Source organism: Micromonospora halotolerans (assembly GCF_032108445.1).
In the GTDB taxonomy this organism is placed as follows: domain Bacteria; phylum Actinomycetota; class Actinomycetes; order Mycobacteriales; family Micromonosporaceae; genus Micromonospora; species Micromonospora halotolerans.
On record NZ_CP134876.1, the window covers coordinates 139,979 to 159,127 of the forward strand.

18 protein-coding genes are annotated in these 19,149 nt (G+C 73.2%); 9 read left to right on the plus strand and 9 right to left on the minus strand.

What is annotated here, in order from left to right:
- Nucleotides 1-51 precede the first annotated feature (51 nt).
- The gene (locus RMN56_RS00675) at nt 52-1,224 is read left to right on the plus strand and encodes an acyl-CoA dehydrogenase family protein (protein WP_313721837.1); all 1,173 of its coding nucleotides are present in this window, start codon (nt 52-54) and stop codon (nt 1,222-1,224) included.
- A gap of 51 nt (nt 1,225-1,275) precedes the next feature.
- Here the strand turns inward: RMN56_RS00675 and RMN56_RS00680 are convergent, their stop codons facing one another.
- Nucleotides 1,276-2,313 carry an aminotransferase class V-fold PLP-dependent enzyme gene (locus RMN56_RS00680; protein WP_313721839.1) on the minus strand — a complete coding sequence of 346 codons (1,038 nt, stop codon included), beginning with the start codon at nt 2,311-2,313 and terminating at the stop codon, nt 1,276-1,278.
- Between the two features lie 160 nt (nt 2,314-2,473).
- Entirely contained in the window at nt 2,474-3,862 is a 1,389-nt protein-coding gene (locus RMN56_RS00685; protein ID WP_313721841.1) for a cation:dicarboxylate symporter family transporter, read from the minus strand.
- Between the two features lie 133 nt (nt 3,863-3,995).
- Here RMN56_RS00685 and RMN56_RS00690 point away from each other — a divergent pair, with 133 nt between their 5' ends.
- The 3 genes from RMN56_RS00690 to RMN56_RS00700 all read left to right on the plus strand — a co-directional run bounded on the left by RMN56_RS00690 (nt 3,996) and on the right by RMN56_RS00700 (nt 6,712).
- Nucleotides 3,996-5,582, plus strand: a complete 1,587-nt coding sequence (locus RMN56_RS00690) for an ATP-binding protein (protein ID WP_313721842.1) — start codon at nt 3,996-3,998, stop codon at nt 5,580-5,582.
- Nucleotides 5,579-6,259 (plus strand): response regulator, encoded by a 681-nt coding sequence (locus tag RMN56_RS00695; RefSeq protein WP_313721843.1) that lies wholly within the window; start codon nt 5,579-5,581, stop codon nt 6,257-6,259. The genes RMN56_RS00690 and RMN56_RS00695 overlap by 4 nt, the downstream gene beginning before the upstream one ends.
- 111 nt (nt 6,260-6,370) lie before the next feature.
- Nucleotides 6,371-6,712 (plus strand): NIPSNAP family protein, encoded by a 342-nt coding sequence (locus tag RMN56_RS00700; RefSeq protein WP_313721844.1) that lies wholly within the window; start codon nt 6,371-6,373, stop codon nt 6,710-6,712.
- Nucleotides 6,713-6,792: 80 nt separating this feature from the next.
- On the opposite strand, the gene dnaE is transcribed toward RMN56_RS00700, so the two are convergent.
- A complete protein-coding gene (gene dnaE / locus RMN56_RS00705; RefSeq protein WP_313721845.1) occupies nt 6,793-10,326 on the minus strand; it encodes a DNA polymerase III subunit alpha in 3,534 nt (1,177 codons plus the stop codon).
- Nucleotides 10,327-10,509: 183 nt separating this feature from the next.
- Here dnaE and RMN56_RS00710 point away from each other — a divergent pair, with 183 nt between their 5' ends.
- Together RMN56_RS00710 and RMN56_RS00715 are read left to right on the plus strand one after the other, a co-directional pair.
- Nucleotides 10,510-10,851: a PadR family transcriptional regulator gene (locus RMN56_RS00710; RefSeq protein WP_313721846.1), complete on the plus strand. Its 342-nt coding sequence runs from the start codon at nt 10,510-10,512 to the stop codon at nt 10,849-10,851.
- Nucleotides 10,848-11,798 (plus strand): permease prefix domain 1-containing protein, encoded by a 951-nt coding sequence (locus RMN56_RS00715; protein WP_313721847.1) that lies wholly within the window; start codon nt 10,848-10,850, stop codon nt 11,796-11,798. Before RMN56_RS00710 ends, RMN56_RS00715 begins: the two co-directional genes overlap by 4 nt.
- Nucleotides 11,799-11,851: 53 nt before the next feature.
- On the opposite strand, the gene RMN56_RS00720 is transcribed toward RMN56_RS00715, so the two are convergent.
- Nucleotides 11,852-12,421 carry a GNAT family N-acetyltransferase gene (locus RMN56_RS00720; RefSeq protein ID WP_313721848.1) on the minus strand — a complete coding sequence of 190 codons (570 nt, stop codon included), beginning with the start codon at nt 12,419-12,421 and terminating at the stop codon, nt 11,852-11,854.
- Between the two features lie 171 nt (nt 12,422-12,592).
- Here RMN56_RS00720 and RMN56_RS00725 point away from each other — a divergent pair, with 171 nt between their 5' ends.
- Both RMN56_RS00725 and RMN56_RS00730 read left to right on the plus strand, forming a co-directional pair.
- Nucleotides 12,593-13,132, plus strand: coding sequence for an RNA polymerase sigma factor (locus tag RMN56_RS00725; protein ID WP_313721849.1), 540 nt, complete (start codon nt 12,593-12,595; stop codon nt 13,130-13,132).
- Nucleotides 13,125-13,667, plus strand: coding sequence for a hypothetical protein (locus RMN56_RS00730; protein ID WP_313721851.1), 543 nt, complete (start codon nt 13,125-13,127; stop codon nt 13,665-13,667). The genes RMN56_RS00725 and RMN56_RS00730 overlap by 8 nt, the downstream gene beginning before the upstream one ends.
- A 9-nt stretch (nt 13,668-13,676) precedes the next feature.
- Here RMN56_RS00730 and RMN56_RS00735 read toward each other — a convergent pair whose 3' ends face one another.
- On the minus strand, nt 13,677-15,089 hold the full coding sequence (locus RMN56_RS00735) for a serine/threonine-protein kinase (protein WP_313721853.1): 1,413 nt from the start codon (nt 15,087-15,089) through the stop codon (nt 13,677-13,679).
- A gap of 159 nt (nt 15,090-15,248) precedes the next feature.
- Between RMN56_RS00735 and RMN56_RS00740 the strand changes: the two genes are divergently transcribed.
- The gene (locus RMN56_RS00740) at nt 15,249-15,842 is read left to right on the plus strand and encodes a hypothetical protein (RefSeq protein WP_313721855.1); all 594 of its coding nucleotides are present in this window, start codon (nt 15,249-15,251) and stop codon (nt 15,840-15,842) included.
- A 72-nt stretch (nt 15,843-15,914) separates the two neighbouring features.
- Here RMN56_RS00740 and RMN56_RS00745 read toward each other — a convergent pair whose 3' ends face one another.
- From RMN56_RS00745 to RMN56_RS00760, 4 genes are all read right to left on the minus strand, one after another.
- Nucleotides 15,915-16,664, minus strand: coding sequence for a YebC/PmpR family DNA-binding transcriptional regulator (locus tag RMN56_RS00745; protein WP_151464323.1), 750 nt, complete (start codon nt 16,662-16,664; stop codon nt 15,915-15,917).
- 180 nt (nt 16,665-16,844) lie between these two features.
- A complete protein-coding gene (pdxT, locus tag RMN56_RS00750; RefSeq protein ID WP_313721858.1) occupies nt 16,845-17,504 on the minus strand; it encodes a pyridoxal 5'-phosphate synthase glutaminase subunit PdxT in 660 nt (219 codons plus the stop codon).
- A gap of 56 nt (nt 17,505-17,560) precedes the next feature.
- Entirely contained in the window at nt 17,561-18,478 is a 918-nt protein-coding gene (pdxS, locus tag RMN56_RS00755) for a pyridoxal 5'-phosphate synthase lyase subunit PdxS (protein WP_313721859.1), read from the minus strand.
- Between the two features lie 138 nt (nt 18,479-18,616).
- Nucleotides 18,617-19,120, minus strand: a complete 504-nt coding sequence (locus RMN56_RS00760) for a hypothetical protein (protein WP_313721861.1) — start codon at nt 19,118-19,120, stop codon at nt 18,617-18,619.
- Nucleotides 19,121-19,149 lie beyond the last annotated feature (29 nt).

A 19,149-nucleotide genomic window follows, 5' to 3' on the forward strand; every position in this document is an offset into this window, starting at 1 on the left:
CGACCACCGCCACCCGCGGCGGTCCACCGTCACGCCGACCGAGGGAGCATCGTGGACTTCGCACTGTCCGACGAGGAACGGGCCGTCCGGGACACCGTGCGCGCCTTCGTCACCCGCGAGGTGCTGCCGCTGGAGCAGGAGGTGCTGCGCCGCGAGCGCGCCCACCAGCCCGGCCTGGACCGTTCCGAGCTGCGCGAGTTGCAGCTCAAGGCGAAGAAGTTCGGCTTCTGGGGCCTGGCCACCCCCGAGGAGTACGGCGGGATGGACCTGCCCGCGGTGCTCCAGTCGCTGATCTGGACCGAGCTGGGCCGCTCCTTCGTGCCGTTCCGCTTCGGCGGCGAGGCGGACAACATCCTGTTCCACGCCACCGAGGAGCAGAAGCGGGAGTTCCTCCTCCCCACCATCGAGGGGGAACGGATCTCCTGCTTCGCGATCACCGAGCCGGGCGCTGGCTCGGACGCGGCGAACATCAAGCTGCGGGCCCGCCGCGACGGCGACGACTGGGTCCTCGACGGGGAGAAGACGTTCATCACCAACGGCAACGACGCCGACTTCGCCATCGTGGTGGCCGTGACCGACCCGGAGAAGGGCGCCCGCAAGGGCGGCGCGACCGCGTTCCTGGTGGACCGGGCGATGGGCTGGCGGTCGGAGTTCATCCAGACCATGGGCGAGGGCGGCCCGGCGTCGCTGATCTTCGACGGCGTACGCGTGCCGCACCGCAACATCCTCGGCGAGATCGGCCAGGGCTTCACGCTGGGCATGGAGTGGATCGGCAAGGGCCGCTACACCATCCCGTCGCACGCCATCGGGATCGCCGAGCGGGCCCTGCAGATGGCGATCGATTACGCCAACACCCGGGAGACCTTCGGCGCGAAGATCGGCACCAACCAGGCGATCCAGTGGATGATCGCCGACTCGGAGACCGAGCTGGAGGCGGCCCGCTGGCTGGTGCTGAAGTCGGCCTGGACGGTCGACCAGGGCCTGGACCCGCGGCACGCCTCGTCGATGGGCAAGCTCTACGGCGCCGGCATGGTCAACCGCGTGGTCGACCGGGTGCTGCAGATCCACGGCGGCATGGGCTACACCCGGGAGCTGCCGATCGAGCGCTGGTACCGGCAGGTCCGGCTGTACCGGATCTTCGAGGGCACCGACGAGATGCAGCGGCTCATCATCTCCCGCGACCTGCTGCGCGGTTACACGAAGATCGGCGGCCACCTGGCCTGAGCCGGCGCGGCTCCCGCCCGGTCCCGGGGCGGGAGCCACCGCCGCCGCGCCTCAGCCGGTCAGCGCCGCCAGGGCCAGGTCGACGTCCTCCTCGGTGGTGTAGAGGTGGAACGCGGCCCGGACCCGCCCGGCGCGGACCGCCGCCCGCACCCCGGCCCGGGCCAGCTTCTCCTGCGCCCCCGGCACCTCGACGGCCACGATCGCGCTGTCACCGGGCGGCCGGCCGAGCCCGGCGAGGAACCGGTTGGCCAGCGCCACGTCGTGGGCGTGCACGGCGGGCAACCCGATCTCGGCGAGCAGTTCCAGGGCGGGGGCGGCCCCCACGTAGCTGAACCAGGCCGGCGAGATGTCGAAGCGCCGCGCGTCGTCGGCCAGCCGCAGCGGGGGGCCGTAGTAGGAGGCGTGCGGGTCGGCGCCCGCGTACCAGCCGGCGGTGTCGGGCCGCAGCCGCTCGCGCAGCGCCGGGGCCAGGTAGCCGAAGGCCGCCCCGCGCGGCGCCATCAACCACTTGTACGCGGCCACCGCCACCACGTCGGCCAGTCCCGCGTCGAAGGGCAGCCAGCCGGCCGCCTGGGTGGCGTCCACGGCGACGAGGGCGCCGTGCGCCCGGGCCGCCGCCACGATCGTCTCGTACGGGGCCACGGCCCCGTCGGCGGACTGCACGAGACTGAACGCCACCAGGTCGGTGTCGCCGTCGATCGCGTCGACCAGGCCGGCGAGCGGCACGGTCCGGACCCGGACGCCCCGCTCCTGCTGCACCAGCCACGGGAACAGGTTGGAGGTGAACTCCACCTCCGGGACGACCACCGTCGCGCCGGCCGGCAGGGCGGCGGCCACCGGGGCGAGCAGTTGCGAGGCCGTGCTGCCGATCGTCACGTCCGCCGGGGCCACCCCGACCAGCCGGGCGAACCCGGCGCGGGCCCGCTCGGCGGCCTCGCCCCAGCCCTCCCAGGAGATCCGGCCCACCCGCCAGGCGGCCAGCGCGTCCTGCAACGCCTGCCAGGCCGGCTCGGGCGGCAGCCCGTAACTGGCGGTGTTCAGCCAGCCGGGCTCCGGCTGCCACAGTTTCTGTGCCTGCTCCACGTCCATGCCACCGACGCTAACGATCACCGCCGGCCACCGGGACGGCCAATCCCGGCCTCGTGGTCCCCTCCGGCCACGCCGGCCGGGACCATCGGCCACACCGCCAGGGGTACGCCGGACGGGCCTGCCGGACGGGGGGTCCGGCAGGCCCGGGGCGCGGGTCGGCTCAGGCCGTCCGGTCGGCCAGGGCGGCGGGGGTCCCGGCCGGCTCGACAGCCTCGTCGTCCGGGTCCTCGTCGTCGAGCATGGTCGCCTCGTCGAACGGGCGCTGCCCGCTGAGCACGGCCTGGGCCTGTGCCCGGTCGAACTCGCCGGTCCAGGTGCCGACCAGCACGGTGGCCACCGCGTTGCCGGCGAAGTTGGTCAGCGCCCGCGCCTCCGACATGAACCGGTCGATGCCGACGATCAACCCGACCCCGTCGACCAGGTCCGGCCGGTGCGACTGGAGACCGCCGGCCAGGGTGGCCAGGCCCGCGCCGGTCACCCCGGCGGCGCCCTTCGAAGCGATGATCATGAAGGCCAGCAGGCCGATCTGCTCGCCGATCGCCATGGGCTTGCCCAGGGCGTCGGCGATGAACAGCGCGGCCATCGTCAGGTACATCGCCGTGCCGTCGAGGTTGAAGGAGTAGCCGGTCGGCACGGTGATGCCGACGACCGGCTTGCTGATGCCGAAGTGCTCCATCTTGGCGATGAGCCGGGGCAGCGCCGACTCCGACGAGGAGGTGGAGAGGATGAGCAGGAACTCCCGGCCCAGGTACCGCAGCAGCGCGAAGATCGAGATACCCGACACCAGGCGCAGCAGCGTGCCGAGCACCACGATCACGAAGATCAGGCAGGTGGCGTAGAAGCCGAGCATGATCTGGGCGAGGCTGGTCAGCGCGTCCACGCCGGTCGCGCCGACCAGCGCGGCCATCGCGCCGAACGCGCCGATCGGTGCCACCCACATGATCATCGCGAGGACCTTGAAGACGAGGCGCTGGATGACCTCCACGACCCGCAGCACCGGCTCGCCGCGCCGCCCCATGGCCTGCACGGCGAAGCCGACCAGCAGGGCGACGAGCAGCGTCTGGAGCACCGAGCCCTCGGTCAGCGCGGAGAAGAGCGAGGTGGGGATGATGCCGAGCAGGAACTCGACGGTGTCGCCGCTCTCCCCGCCGGCCGCGGACTTGCCCGCGTCGGCCACCTCCGGGCCGAGGTTCAGGCCCGAGCCGGGGTGCACGATGTTGCCGACCACCAGGCCGATGGCGAGCGCCACCGTCGACATGAGCAGGAAGTAGCCGAGCGCGAGGCCGCCGACCTTGCCGACCCGGGCCGCCTGCCGCACGGACCCGACGCCCAGGACGATCGTGCAGAAGATGACCGGGCTGATCATCATCTTGATCAGGTTCACGAAGCCGGTGCCCAGCGGCTTCAGCTCCTTGCCGACCTCGGGCGCGGCGAGGCCGACCACGATGCCGGCGACGACGGCCAGGATGACCGCCAGGTAGAGGAACCGGGTCCGGTCCCGGCGGGCGGGCCGGGCGGCCGCGGGGGTGGGTGCGGTGGTGGTGTCCATGCCGACAATGTGAGGCCGGTCTCACCGCGAGGCACGCTTGCGTTCATTCTGTTCACCCGCGCAGCGCACGGCCGACAGCGCGCCGGGAGGGTGCGCCAGACTTGCCGACGACCGGCGGCGGGAGGAGGGGAACGTGGCCCGACGGCAGTGGAGCATCGCGGGGCAGCTCTTCGCCCTCCAGGCGGTGGTGGTGACGCTGCTCGTGCTGGCCGGCGCGGCCGGCGCCGTCTGGCTGGCCCGCAGCGACTCCCATCAGGCCGCGAAGGACGAGGTGCTGGCCGTGGCGCAGGCCGTCGCCGGCTCCCCCAACGTCCGCGCGGCCCTCACCAGCACCGACCCTCCGGCCACCCTCCAGCCGTACGCGGAGGCCACCCGGGTCGCCACCGAGACGGACTTCGTCGTGGTGATGGCACCGGACCGGACCCGTTACTCCCACCCGAGCCCGAACCTCATCGGGCAGCCGTTCATCGGCGACATCGGCCCGGCGCTCTCCGGCGAGCCGTTCACCGTCACCAACGTCGGCACGCTCGGCGAGTCGGTGCGCGCGGTCGTCCCGGTGTACGACGACCAGCGCCGGATCATCGGGCTGGTCTCGGTGGGCATCACCACCCGGGCGATCAACCGGAAGCTGCTCGCCCAGGTGCCGGTGCTGCTCGGCGCCGCCGCGCCCGCCCTGGCCCTCGCGGCCACCGGATCCTGGCTGCTCAGCCGCCGGCTCCGCCGGCAGACCCACGGCCTCGGGCCGAGCCAGATGACCCGGATGTACGAGTACTACGACGCGGTCCTGCACTCCGTCCGCGAGGGCCTGCTGGTGCTGACCCGGGACCGCCGGGTGGCGCTGGTCAACGACGAGGGGCGCCGCCTGCTCGGGCTGGCCGACGACGCGACCGTGACCGACCGGCCGGTCGCCGGGATCGACCTGCCCCCGGCGGTGGCCGAGCTGCTCGACTCCGGCCGGGACGCGCACGACGAGCCGATCCTGGCCGGCGACCGGGTGCTGGTGGCCAACCAGCGGACCACCCGCTTCGAGGGCGCGGTGCTCGGCACCGTGCTGACCCTGCGCGACCAGACGGAGCTGCGCAACCTGGCCAGCGAGCTGGACTCGGTCCGCGCCCTCACCGAGGCGTTGCAGGCGCAGACCCACGAGTCGGCGAACCGGCTGCACACCGTGCTCACCCTGGTCGAGCTGGGCCGCACCGACGAGGCCGTCCGGCTGGCCACCCGCGACCTGGCGCTCGCCCAGCAGCTCACCGACCGGGTGGTCGGTGCGGTGACCGAGCCGGCGCTGGCCGCCCTGCTGCTCGGCAAGTCGGCGCAGGCCGGTGAGCGCGGGGTGGACCTGGTGATCGAGCCGGACTGCCGGCTCGACGACAGCCCGCTGCCCACCACGGATCTGCTCACCGTCGTCGGCAACCTGCTCGACAACGCTCTGGAGGCGGTCGCCGGCGCCCCGCCGCCGCGCCGGGTCCGCGTCTTCGTCGGCACGGTCGACGACGAGCTGGTGGTCCGGGTCGGCGACAGCGGCCCCGGGCTGGACCCGGACCGGGTGGCCGACGCGTTCCGGCGCGGCTGGTCCACCAAGAGCGCCGGCCGGGGGCTGGGCCTGGCGCTGGTCGGGCAGGTGATCCGCCGGCACGGCGGCGCCGCGGAGGTCGTCCGCACCGACGACGGGGAGACCGTGTTCACCGTCCGGCTGCCGCTCCGGCGGGAGGCGCGATGAGCGACATCCGGGTGCTCGTCGTGGAGGACGAGCCGCTGCTGGCCGAGGCGCACCGGGCGTACACCGAACGGGTGCCCGGCTTCGTGGTGGTCGGCGTCGCGCACACGGCGCGCGACGCCATGGCGGCGCTGCGCCAGCACGGCGGCGCGGGCGTCGACCTGGTCCTGCTCGACTTCCGGCTGCCCGACCTGCACGGCCTGGACGTGTGCCGGGCCCTGCGGGCGGCCGGCAGCAGCGTGGACGTGCTGGCGGTGACCTCGGCGCGGGACCTCGCGGTGGTCCGCACCGCGGTGTCCCTCGGGGTGACCCACTACCTGCTCAAGCCGTTCACCTTCGCCGCGTTCCGCGACAAGCTGGAGCGGTACGCCGACTACCGGCGGCAGGCCCTCGCCGACGGCGAGGTGGCCGCCCAGTACGAGGTGGACCGCATGTTCGCCACCCTGCGCGGCACGACCCGGCACACCCTGCCCAAGGGCCTGGACGAGCAGACGCTGCACAACGTGCTGGCCGCCCTCGGCGACGGCGGGCTGTCCGCCACCGAGGTCGGCCGGCGCACCGGGATCTCCCGGGTGACGGCCCGGCGCTACCTGGAGTACCTGGTCTCCGCCGACCGCGCGGTCCGGGTGCCCCGCTACGGGACGCCGGGCCGCCCCGAGGTGGAGTACCGGCCGACCTGACGCGGCCCTGCCCGGGGCGACGGACGCGGGTGACCGGGCCGCGGGGCTGGATCCGGTGGTGCAGGATCACGACGGACAGCGTCAGCGTCGCATCCACTCCGGAGGTCGTCGATGATTCTCGAGATCCGCACCTATCGGCTGAGGCCCGGCACGGCCGACGAGTTCGTCCGGGTGATGAGGGAGGAAGCCGCGCCGCTGCTCGGTGACTTCGGCATCCGGGTGGTGGCCGCCGGGGCGTCCCTGGTCCGGGAGGACGGCCACGAGGAGGCGTACCTGATCCGGGGCTTCCCGTCCCTGGCGGTGCGGGACGAGCAGGAGGCGGCCTTCTACGGCAGCGACGCGTGGCGGGACGGCCCCCGCGACGCGATCCTGTCGCGCATCGAGAGCTACCACACGGTCGTGCTGGAGACCTCCGACGCCGCCGCCGACGTGCTGGGCGGCCACCGCCCCTGAAGCAGCGGGATCCGGGCAGCCACGGTTGCCCGGTCGGCCCGCACCCGCAGCGGCCGGGTGGGAGGGCACGGGACCGGCGCTCAGCTCACGTTGGCCGGGCCGAGGACGCTCTTCAGGTCGCCCATCAGCGCGGTGGTGGCCGCCACCCGGAACGGGCCCAGCCGCAGCGTGGTGGTCTTGCCGCCGTTGAGCAGCTTGACGTGCACCTCGGTGTCGCCCGGATGCAGCACCAGCGTCTCCTTGAGCTTCTCGACCAGCGGCGGCGTGCAGCGGTGCACCGGGATGGTGAGGGTGACCGGCTTGTTCGCCGGGTTGCTGCTGATGTCCGGCATGGACATGTCCATGGCCATGATCCGCGGTGTGTCGTCGCGGCGGTCCACCCGGCCCTTCACCACGACGATGGCGTCCTCGGCGATGTACTGCCCGATCACCTCGTAGGTGTTGGGGAAGAACAGGGTCTCCACCCCGCCGGCCAGGTCCTCCAGGGTGGCCGAGGCCCAGGCCCGGCCCTGCTTGGTGACCCGGCGCTGCACGCCGGAGAGGATGCCGGCCAGGGTGACCACCGCGCCGTCGGGCACGGTGCCCTCCTCGGAGAGCGCGGCGATGGTGGTGTCGGCCGCCGCGCCGAGCACGTGTTCCAGCCCGAAGAGCGGGTGGTCGGAGACGTAGAGGCCGAGCATCTCGCGCTCGAAGGCGAGCTTGTCCCGCTTGTCCCACTCGCTGTCGCCGATGACCGGCATCACCGTGGTGCTGCCGCCGGTGTCCGCGTCGCCGAAGCCGGCGCCGAACAGGTCGTACTGGCCGACGGCCTCCTTGCGCTTGACGTCGGCGTACGCGTCGATGGCGTCGGCGTGCACGGCGAGGAGGCCCTTGCGGCTGTGCCGCAGCGAGTCGAAGGCGCCCGCCTTGATCAGCGATTCGATGGTCTTCTTGTTGCAGGCGACCGCGTCCACCTTGGACAGGAAGTCGTAGAAGTCGGCGTACTCGCCCTTCTCCTCGCGGCACCGCATGATCGCCGCCACCACGTTCGCGCCGACGTTGCGCACGGCGGCCAGGCCGAACCGGATGTCCTCGCCGACCGGGGTGAACGGCCCGGCCGAGGTGTTGACGTCCGGCGGGAGGACCTGGATGCGCATCCGGCGGCACTCGGAGAGGTAGAGCGCCATCTTGTCCTTGTCGTCGCCGACCGAGGTGAGCAGCGCCGCCATGTATTCGGCCGGGTAGTGCGCCTTCAGGTACGCGGTCCAGTACGACACCAGGCCGTAGGCGGCGGAGTGCGCCTTGTTGAACGCGTAGCCGGCGAACGGGACGAGGACGTCCCACACCGCCTGGATGGCCTCGTCGGAGTATCCCCGCTCGCGGCAGCCGTCCCGGAACGGGACGAACTCCTTGTCGAGGATCTCCTTCTTCTTCTTGCCCATGGCCCGGCGGAGCAGGTCCGCCTGGCCGAGGGTGTAGCCGGCGAGGATCTGCGCGGCGCGCTGCACCTGCTCCTGGTAGACGATCAGGCCGTAGGTGGGGGCGAGGATCTCCCGCAGCGGCTCCTCCAGCTCCGGGTGGATCGGGGTGATCTCCTGGAGGCCGTTCTTGCGCAGCGCGTAGTTGGTGTGCGAGTCCACACCCATGGGGCCGGGCCGGTAGAGCGCCAGCACGGCGGAGATGTCCTCGAAGTTGTCCGGCTTCATGAGCCGCAGCAGCGAGCGCATCGGCCCGCCGTCGAGCTGGAACACGCCCAGGGTGTCGCCGCGCGCGAGCAGCTCGTAGGCCGCCTTGTCGTCCAGCGGCAGGCCCAGCAGGTCCAGCTCCTTGCCGTGGTTGAGCTGGATGTTCTTCACCGCGTCGTCGATGATCGTGAGGTTGCGCAGGCCGAGGAAGTCCATCTTCAGCAGCCCGAGCGACTCGCAGGTCGGGTAGTCGAACTGCGTGATGATGACGCCGTCGGCGTCACGCCGCATCAGCGGGATGTGCTCGATGATCGGCTCGGCGGACATGATGACGCCGGCGGCGTGCACACCGGTCTGGCGGATCAGGCCCTCGATGCCCTTCGCCGTCTCGATGACCTTCTTGACGTCCGGGTCGGACTCGTAGAGGCCGCGGATCTCCCCCGCCTCGGCGTAGCGCGGGTGCTTCGGGTCGAAGATGCCGGACAGCGGGATGTCCTTGCCCATGACGGCCGGGGGCATCGCCTTGGTGATCCGGTCACCCACGGCGTACGGGTAGCCGAGCACGCGGGCCGAGTCCTTGATCGCGGCCTTCGCCTTGATGGTGCCGAAGGTGGCGATCTGCGCGACCTTGTCCTCGCCCCACTTGTCGGTGACGTACCGGATCACCTCACCGCGCCGGCGCTCGTCGAAGTCGATGTCGACATCCGGCATCGAGATGCGCTCGGGGTTGAGGAACCGCTCGAAGATCAGGCCGTGCGGGATCGGGTCCAGGTCGGTGATGCCCAGGGCGTACGCGACCAGCGAGCCGGCGGCCGACCCGCGGCCCGGGCCGACCGCGATGCCCTGGCTCTTCGCCCACTGGATGAAGTCGGCGACCACGAGGAAGTAGGACGGGAAGCCCATCTGGATGATGACGCCCAGCTCGTACTCCGCCTGGACGACGTGGCCCTCCGGGATGCCGTTCGGGAACCGGCGCTTCAACCCCGCGAAGGTCTCCTTGCGGAACCAGGACTCCTCGGTCTCGCCCTCGGGGATCGGGAACCGCGGCATGAGGTTGTGGAACTCGAACATCCCGGCCGGGTCGACCTTCTCGGCCACGAGCAGGGTGTTGCGGCAGCCCTGCTGCCACAGCTCGGACGAGTCGACGGCGCGCATCTGCTCGGCCGACTTCACGAAGTAGCCGCCGCCCTCGAAGCGGAACCGGTTGGGGTCGGCCACGTTGCTGCCGGTCTGCACGCAGAGCAGCACGTCGTGCGCCTCGGCCTGCGCCTCGTGGGTGTAGTGCGAGTCGTTGGTGACCACCGGCGGGATGTCGAGCTTGCGCGCGATCTCGGTGAGCCCGTCCCGGACCCGGCGCTCGATGTCGAGGCCGTGGTCCATGATCTCCAGGAAGTAGTTGTCCTTGCCGAAGATGTCCTGGTAGGCGGCGGCGACCTTGAGCGCCTCGTCGAACTGGCCGAGCCGCAGCCGGGTCTGCACGGCGCCGGACGGGCAGCCGGTGGTGGCCATGATGCCCTCGGCGTGCTCGGCGATCAGCTCCATGTCCATCCGGGGCCACTTGACGTAGTGGCCCTCCATGGAGGCGCGCGAGTTGAGCTTGAACAGGTTGTGCAGGCCGTCCCGGTTCGCGGCCCACATGGTCATGTGGGTGATGGCGCCGTTGCCGGAGACGTCGTCGCTCTTCTGCTCCGGGCGACCCCACTTGACCCGCTGCTTGTGGAAGCGCGACTCCGGCGCCACGTACGCCTCGACGCCGAGGATCGGCTTGACCCCGGCGGCCATGGCCTGCTTGTAGAAGTCGTTCGCGCCGTGCATGTTGCCGTGGTCGGTGATCGCCACCGCCGGCATGCCGAGCCGCGCGGCCTCGGCGAACAGGTCCTTGAGCCGGGCCGCCCCGTCCAGCATCGAGTACTCGGTGTGTACGTGCAGATGCGCGAACGAATCGCCCATGCGTGGCGCCCCCCAGCTATGGATCTTGGGCGGTCGGAACCGACCGGGACCCACCCTACCGAGGTCAACTCCGCGGCTCCACCGGCCGCGCCGACGGTGGTCGGCGTCTCCCCCACACCGTTGCGCGCGACACGATGTTATAGGGCTGGACAACAGTGTGTGGCACACACTATCGTGTGATGCATGGTCACCGACGAGCTCCTCCGGACCCACCTCCAGGAACTGCGCCGGGGCACCGTCGTGGTGGCGAGCCTGGTCGCCCTGCGCCGTCCCGACTACGGCTACGCACTGCTCCAACGGCTCACCGGCCACGGCTTCCCGGTGGACGCCAACACGCTCTACCCGCTGCTGCGCCGCCTCGAGGAACAGGGGCTGCTGACCAGCGAGTGGAACACCGAGGAGAGCCGACCGCGCAAGTTCTACCGGACCAGCGACGAGGGCGAGGGTCTGCTCCGGCGACTCCTCGACGACCTGGCCGCCGTCCAGACCTCTCTCACCAGCCTGATCGAAGGAGTGGAGCGATGAGCTCGCTGACCGACCGTTACCTCGCCGCCACCCTCCGGACGGTGCCGGCCGCCCGGCGCGCCGAGATCGAGACCGAACTGCGGGGATCGATCGAGGACATGATCGACGGCCGCCGGGCCGACGGCCGGGACGCCGGCGCCGCCGAACGCGAGGTCCTCACCGAGCTGGGCAACCCGGCGCAGCTCGCCGCCCGGTACGCCGACCGGCGCCTCCAGCTCGTCGGCCCGACCTACTACCTGGCCTGGGAGCGGCTGATGAAGCTGCTGCTCAGCTTCATCCCGGCCACCGTGGGGATCATCGTCGGCCTGCTGGAGGCCACCGACGGGGGGAACCCCGGCGGCGCCGTCGGCGCGGGCGTCGCCACCGCCCTCGAGGTCGCGATCCAGATCGCCTTCTGGGTCACACTGGTCTTCGCGGTGCTCGAACGGACCAACACGTCGTTGCACCTGCCGGCGTGGAGCGTCGACCAACTCCCCGAGGTGCAGGCCAACCGCCAGATCACCCTGGTCGACGTCACCGCCGCGATCGGCTGGCTGGCCCTGGTCATCGCCTACCTGCCGATCCAGCACTTCCACTCGTTCGTGCCGAGCGGCGGCGGGGACAACCTGCCGATCCTCGACCCGGCGCTGTGGAGCTTCTGGCTGCCGTTCCTCATCGCCGTACTCGTCGCCACCGTCGGCCTGGAGATCGCCAAGTACCGGGCCGGGCGCTGGACCTGGCCGCTGGTCGCCGTGAACGCGGTGCTCGACCTGGCGTTCGCGGTGCCGGTCGTCTGGCTGATGTCGACAAACCGGCTGCTCAACCCCGACCTCGTCAACCGCTTCGCGTGGCTCGGGCGCGAGGAGAACCTGAACACCGTCGCCACGATCGTGGTGGCCGGCACCGTCCTGGTCGTGGTCTGGGACGTCGTCGACAGCGTGATCAAGGCGTACCGCAACCGCCGCTGATCTCCGATGACCGGCGTGGCCCGGCACCCACGGGGGTGCCGGGCCACGCCTGGTCAGGTGGTCGGGGTCCGGGCCCGCCACTCGCGGGCGAGCAGGGCGTACACCGCCTCGTCGGTCCACTCGCCCTTGACGAACTCGTTCTCCCGCAGGTGCGCCTCGCGGCGCATGCCGAGACGCTCCAGCACCCGGGCCGACGCGGTGTTGCGGGCGTCCAGCCGGCCGACGATCCGGTGCAGCCCGAGGCCGTCGAAGCCGAGCCGCAGCATCTCCCGGGCCGCCTCGGTGACGTACCCCCGGCCGGTGTGGTCGGGATGGGCGACATAGCCGATCTCGCCCTGCCGGTGCTCCCCGCTGGTCCAGCTGAGCAGCACGTCGCCCACGAACTCGCCGGTCTCCGCCAGGACGACGGCCAGGTTGAGCACGTCACCCGGCTGGCGCAGCGCCGTGCGGCGCACCATCCGGTCCGCCGCGGCCCGGGCGGCGGCGTCGGTGTAGGGCTCGTGGTAGAGGAACCGGGTCACCTCCGGCCGGCCGCGGTAGTCGCGGAGGACGGCCAGGTCGGCGAGGGTGAAGGCACGCAACAGCAGGCGCTCGGTGCGCAGCGGCAGGTCGGGAACGAGCATGCCGGCAGGGTACGGGGGCGCGGGCCGGCAGGTCAGCCCGGTTTCCCGGCGATCCCGTCGGACCCGGACACGCCGGCGACCGTGCGTCGGCTGCCGGACTCCTCGGGGGCCCCCGGGCGGCGGCGGGCATAGCCTGGAATCCCGGCCCACCGGCGAGCACTGGACGAGCTGATGCCTCTCCCCGACGGTACCGACGAGCTGGCGCGGTCAGCCGCGCGCGGCGACCCGGGAGCGCTCGACGCGCTGCTGGTCGCCGTGCGGCCCGAGGTGCTGCGCCAGTGCGCCCGCCTGCTGCCCCACCGCCAGGACGCCGAGGAGGCCTGCCAGGACGCGCTGCTCGCGCTGGCGCGAGGGATCACCCGGTTCGAGGAGCGCTCGTCGTTCCACACCTGGCTGTACCGGCTCACCGCCAACCGGGCGCGCTCCACCTACCGGGTGCTGCGCCGGCGCTGGCAACTGGAGGCCGACGGCGTGCCGCTGCCCGACCCGCCCGACCCCCGGCGGACCAGCGTGGTCGCCGGCACCCGGCTCGACCTGCTCGACGCGCTCGACGCGGTCGCGCCCGACCTCGCCGAGGCGGTGACCCTGCGGGACGTGCTCGGGCTCAGCTACCGCGAGATGGCCGGCCTGCTCGACGTGCCGGAGGGGACGGTCAAGTCCCGGATCCACGAGGCCCGCCGGCAGGTCCGGCGGCGGATGTCCGATGGGTGAACCGCCCCGCCGTGGCCGCCGGCGCCCCGCCGCGCTCGCCGTCCTCGCCGTCCTCGCGGGTGTGCCGGCCTGCGCCGCCGACCGCCCGGTCTCGCCGCTACCGGTCCGGCCGCCGACCCCGGCGACCAGCACCGTCGGCGCCGCCGCGCCGCCCACCCCCGCCGCACCGGCCCCGGAGCCGTCGACGGTCACGCCGCCGAGCCGGCGCCCCACGCCGCCCGCGCCGACCCGCAGCCGGACGGCCCGGCCGACCGCGTCGACCGCGCTGCCGGAAGCGTGTCTCGGCGCGGTCCGCTACGACCTGGTACTCGCCGAGACCGAGCTGGCGCTCCTGAAGTCGCTCTGCTTCGCCACCGGCGGGGTGCTGCGCATCCGGGGCATCGGGCCGGGTCAGGTCACCGTGGACCGGGAGGACCAGGTCTCGCGCAGCTACGAGGCCGGCGTCGTGGACATCCGGTTCGTGCGGACCGGCACCGTCGTGGTGACGATCCCGCAGGACGGCCGGACGTACCCGATCACGGTGGTGGTGGTCTGACCCGGCGGCCTACCCGACCCACACCCCCGCGAGCAGGACGTCGACGAACTCCGGGCCACTGCCCGGCGGCGGGGTGACCTGCACGTAGAGCAGGCCGGCCGCACCGGCGGCCCGGCCGGCGGCCTCGACGATCACCGGTCGGCCGGCGGGGCAGGCGAACGCGGCCACCACCCAGTCGACGTCGCCCTGCCGGGTACGCCGCACCGGCGCCGCGGCGCAGTCGGCGTGCGGCCGTTCGGCGAGGAAGCCCTCCGGGGTGGTGCGGCGGGCCGTGCCGGCGGAGAGGCCGACGAAGGCGCCGGGCACGCTCGAGTCCGCCGCCCAGCGGCCCGGGTCCGGGGACACCACCAGCGCCGGTTCCAGCTCGCCGTCGTCGCCGTACTGCCCGGTCCAGCCGGTGCCCTCGGCCCGCCAGCCGGCCGGGAGGGCGACGGCCAGCGGCCCGCTGCGGCCCATGGCGCCGGTCCGGGTGCGGCCGGCGGCGTCGCCCGCCGTCGCACCCGCGGCGGCGAGCACCACCGCGACCGCGCCCGAGACGGCGAGCCGCCGCCGGCGGAGCGGCGAGGCGGCGGGGCGGCCGGCGGCGGGCGCCGCGGCGGGCCCGGCGCGGGCCGTGGGTGCCAGCCCGCCGGCGGCCGGGGCGGCTCGCCGGAGGGCCGCCCGGAACGACGCCGCGTCCGGGTAGCGGTCGGCCGGCCGGACGGCGGTGGCGGTCCGGAGCACCGCGGCGACCGCGGGCGGCACGCCGGCCCGCAGTCTCGGCGGTGCCCGGCCGGGCCGGGAACCACCGGTCGGCGTGGCGTCACCGAGCAGCCGGAGCCCGAGGCGGCCCAGGCCGAACACGTCCGCGCGGGTGTCGACGACCGCGAACGGGTCGTCCTGCTCCGGCGCCATGTAGCCGGGGGTGCCCGCCCGGGCGGTCAACCCGGACGCGGCGGCGAGCGCCTTGGCCAACCCCAGGTCGGCGATGAGCACCCGCTCACGGCCCGGCCCCGACCGGAAGAGGATGTTGCCCGGCGTCAGGTCCCGGTGCACCACGCCGTGCCGGTGCAGCACCGCGACCCCTGCCGCGATCTCGTCGAGCAGCGTCACGGCCGCGGCCACCGGCAGCGGGCCCCGCGCCAGCCGGTCCCGGAGGCTGCCGCCGTCCGCCCAGGCCAGCACGGCGTACGGGCGGCCGTCGGGCAGTTCGCCCACGGCATGCACCCGGACCACGCGGTCGTGGTCCAGCCGGCGCAGCAGCCGGGCCTCGTCCAGGAAGCGTTCCCGCACCCGCAGGTCGTGGCTCCAGTTCTCGGCCAGCACCTTGACCGCCACCCGGCCGTCGAGCACCGGGTCGTACGCGAGCCAGACCGTGGCGAAGGACCCCGCCCCGAGCAGCCGCTCCACCCGGTAGGCCCCGATCCGCGTCGGCGCCGTCATCGCATCACCACCCCGGCCGCCGTTCCCTCGACGGTAGACGCCGTGACCGGCCGGGGGCACTCCCGACGGCCTCCCCCGGGGCGGTCGGGAACCCGACGAACCGAACCGGCCGGGCCGGAGACCAACAGGGCAGGAGAACCGAACAGAAGGAGAACCGCCATGAACCGTCTCTGGCCCACCATCCTCGCGGGGCTGCTGGCCCTCGCCACCGTCGCCCCGGTGACCGCCGCCCCGGCCTCGGCCGGTGTGCCGGCGGGCCGGGCGACCGCCGACCCCGCGCCGGCGGCCCCGGTGGGCGCGTCCGCCGCGGAGGTCGAGGTGCTCAGCGTCCGCGGCGCCGGGCCGTACCGGATCGGCGTCCGGCTGGACCGGCTCGCGGCGGCCGGCCTGATCGACTGGACGGCGGCCGGGTGCGCCGGGGTGCAATACGCCGGCGTCACCGGGGCCTGGGCCGGAAAGATCATGCTGGCCTTCCGGGACGGCCGGCTGGTGTCGGTGGGTACGGCCACCGTCCCGCCCCGCTCCCCGGCCGGCGCGTCGGTCGGCATGTCCTTCGCCGAACTGGAGCGCATCTACGGGCGGCGCGGGGCGCTGATCCGCAACGACGCCGGGGACGCCGAGGCGTACCTGGTCCGGTTCGGGTCCCGCGTCGAGCTGTTCACCGGTCACCCGATCCGCCCCGGAGTCGGGTTCTACGAGGCCGGCGTGGCGTCCCACGTCGAGCGGGCCTTCCGGCAGGGGACGTCCTGCTGACCGGGACCGGAGACGACTTCGCGCCGGGCGATCTGGTCGCCCGGCGCGAAGTGCGCGTACCTGCGGTGGAGGTCAGCCGACGGCGGCCATGACCTCGTCGGAGACGTCGAAGTTGGCGTAGACGTTCTGCACGTCGTCGCAGTCCTCGAGGACGTCGATCAGCTTGAAGATCTTGCGCGCGCCCTCCTCGTCCAGCGGCACGTTGACGCTGGGGATGAGGGAGGACTCGGCCGACTCGTACTCGATGCCGGCGTCCTGCAGGGCGGTGCGGACCGGGATGAGGTCGGTCGGCTCGGAGACCACCTCGAACGCCTCACCGAGGTCGTTGACCTCCTCGGCGCCCGCGTCGAGCACGGCCATCATCACGTCGTCCTCGGTGGTGCCCTCCTTGGGGACGATCACCACACCCTTGCGGGAGAACATGTACGACACCGAGCCGGCGTCGGCGAGCGAGCCGCCGTTGCGGGTCAGCGCGGTGCGCACCTCGGTGGCGGCACGGTTGCGGTTGTCGGTGAGGCACTCGATGAGCATCGCCACGCCGTTCGGGCCGTAGCCCTCGTACATGATGGTCTGCCAGTCGGCGCCGCCGGCCTCCAGGCCGGAGCCGCGCTTGACGGCGCGGTCGATGTTGTCGTTCGGCACCGAGCTCTTCTTCGCCTTCTGGATGGCGTCGTAGAGGGTCGGGTTACCGGCGGGGTCCCCGCCGCCGGTCCGGGCCGCGACCTCGACGTTCTTGATCAGCTTGGCGAACATCTTGCCGCGCTTGGCGTCGATGACGGCCTTCTTGTGCTTGGTGGTCGCCCACTTTGAGTGGCCGGACATCTCATACCTCCGTCTGTTGACCCACGCCTGCGTCGACTGTCCGCGCCCGCGCCGAACCGGGACCGCCGGGCGGTCGGCTGGGGGGCGGCGGCGGGCGGTGAGCCCTGCCGAACCGCCGCAATCCTACCGAGGTCGCGTCCCCGCATGTCACACCCGCACCGGGGGCGGTGCGGCGACAGCTCAGGCGGCGGCCCGGACGAGATCCACGAAGTAGCGGTGCAGCCGCAGGTCGCCGGTGAGTTCCGGGTGGAAGGAGGTGGCCAGCAGGTGGCCCTGCCGCACCGCGACGATCCGGTCGGCGGCCGGCCCGGACGACGGCTCCAGCTCGGCGCGTCGGACGCCACGCTGCGACCTGGAGTCGTCTTCGGTGACCCGGCCGAGCACCTCGACGCCCGCGCCGACCCGCTCGACCCACGGGGCGCGGATGAAGACCGCGTGGAACGGGGGTCCCCCGACCCCGGTGATCTCGACCGGCGCCTCGAACGAGTCGACCTGCCGGCCGAAGGCGTTGCGCCGGACGGTCATGTCGATGCCGGCGAAGCCGCGCTGGTCGGGGCGGCCGTCCAGCACCTCGGCGGCGAGCATGATCATGCCGGCGCAGGAGCCGTAGACCGGCATGCCGCCGGCGATCCGCTTGTCGATCGGCTCGCGCATCTCGAAGATGTCGGCGAGCTTGCTCATGGTGGTCGACTCGCCGCCCGGGACCACCAGGCCGTCGACCGCGTCCAGCTCGGCCGGGCGGCGCACCGGACGGGCGTCCGCGCCGGCACCGGCCAGGGCGGCGAGGTGCTCGCGCACGTCGCCCTGGAGGGCGAGCACACCGATGACGGGTGCGGTCACTCCGCGCTCCTTCCGCTCGTCGGACGGGACCCGGGCCGGGCCCCGTCCGGTCGCCGTCACCAGCCGCGCTCGGCCAGGCGGTGGGGCTGCGGGATCTCGTCGACGTTGATGCCGACCATCGCCTCGCCCAGGCCGCGGGAGACCTTGGCCAGCACGTCCGGGTCGTCGTGGAAGGTGGTGGCCTTCACGATCGCGGCGGCGCGCTGGGCCGGGTTGCCCGACTTGAAGATGCCCGAGCCGACGAAGACGCCCTCGGCGCCGAGCTGCATCATCATGGCCGCGTCGGCCGGGGTGGCGATGCCGCCCGCGGTGAACAGCACGACCGGCAGCTTGCCGGTCTCGGCGATCTCCTTGACCAGCTCGTACGGCGCCTGCAGCTCCTTGGCGGCCACGAACAGCTCGTCGGCCGGCAGCGACTGGAGCCGGCGGATCTCCTTGCGGATCTTCCGCATGTGGGTGGTGGCGTTGGAGACGTCGCCGGTGCCGGCCTCGCCCTTCGAGCGGATCATGGCGGCGCCCTCGGTGATCCGGCGCAGCGCCTCGCCCAGGTTGGTCGCGCCGCAGACGAAGGGGACGGTGAACGCCCACTTGTCGATGTGGTTCTCGTAGTCGGCCGGGGTCAGCACCTCGGACTCGTCGACGTAGTCGACACCGAGGGCCTGGAGGACCTGCGCCTCGACGAAGTGGCCGATCCGGGCCTTGGCCATGACGGGGATCGACACGGCGTTGATGATGCCGTCGATCATGTCCGGGTCGCTCATCCGGGAGACGCCGCCCTGGGCGCGGATGTCGGCGGGCACCCGCTCCAGCGCCATGACGGCGACGGCGCCGGCGTCCTCGGCGATCTTGGCCTGCTCGGGGGTGACCACGTCCATGATCACGCCGCCCTTGAGCATCTCGGCCATGCCCCGCTTGACGCGGGCGGTGCCGACGACCGGGTTGGCGTTGGTGTTCGGGGAGGTGGATTCGGGCACGGGTCATCGCTCCTTGGACGTGCTCGGGGGGTGGCTGCGCACAGGCTACGACGGTGTCAACGCCGGTCCGACAGCCAATCAGACCCCCGGTGGCCTGCTCTGTGGTCGGCGTCACCGGGGCTCGGGCCGCCGCCCGGCTCAGCCCGTGGTGACGTCCGCCTTCGAAGTGAGCGTCGGGTCGTCGACGTCGAAGTAGCGGGGCCACTCCCGCCCGCGTCCCATCCGCAGCAGGCGTACCAGCGGGCGGCCGCGGGCCGCCCGGGCGTCGCGGACCAGGTCGGTGTGCACCTGCCGGGCCAGGGCCAGCCGCCGGCTCGCCGCGATCACCGCCTCGCAGGCCGGGTCCGCCGGGTCCAGCTCCACCGTGCGCAGCTGCCGCGTGAGGTCGTTCTCCGCGGCCTCCCGCTCCTCGCCGACGGCGTCCAGGGCGATCCGGGCGGCCGAGTACAGCTCGACGCCGTAGCGCTGCTCGGCCAGCACCGCGGCGGCGGCCGCGCGGCGCAGCAGGTGCGCGTCGAGCGCCCGGGCCGCCGACTCGGCGCGGGCCTGCAGCCGCTCGACCCGGCCGGCGGTCCAGATCAGGTACGCCGAGACCAGCCCGAGCGCCAGCGCCCCGCCCACCACCCACCACATGCCCGGCATCGTAGTGCTGCCCCTCATCCCGCCCGGCC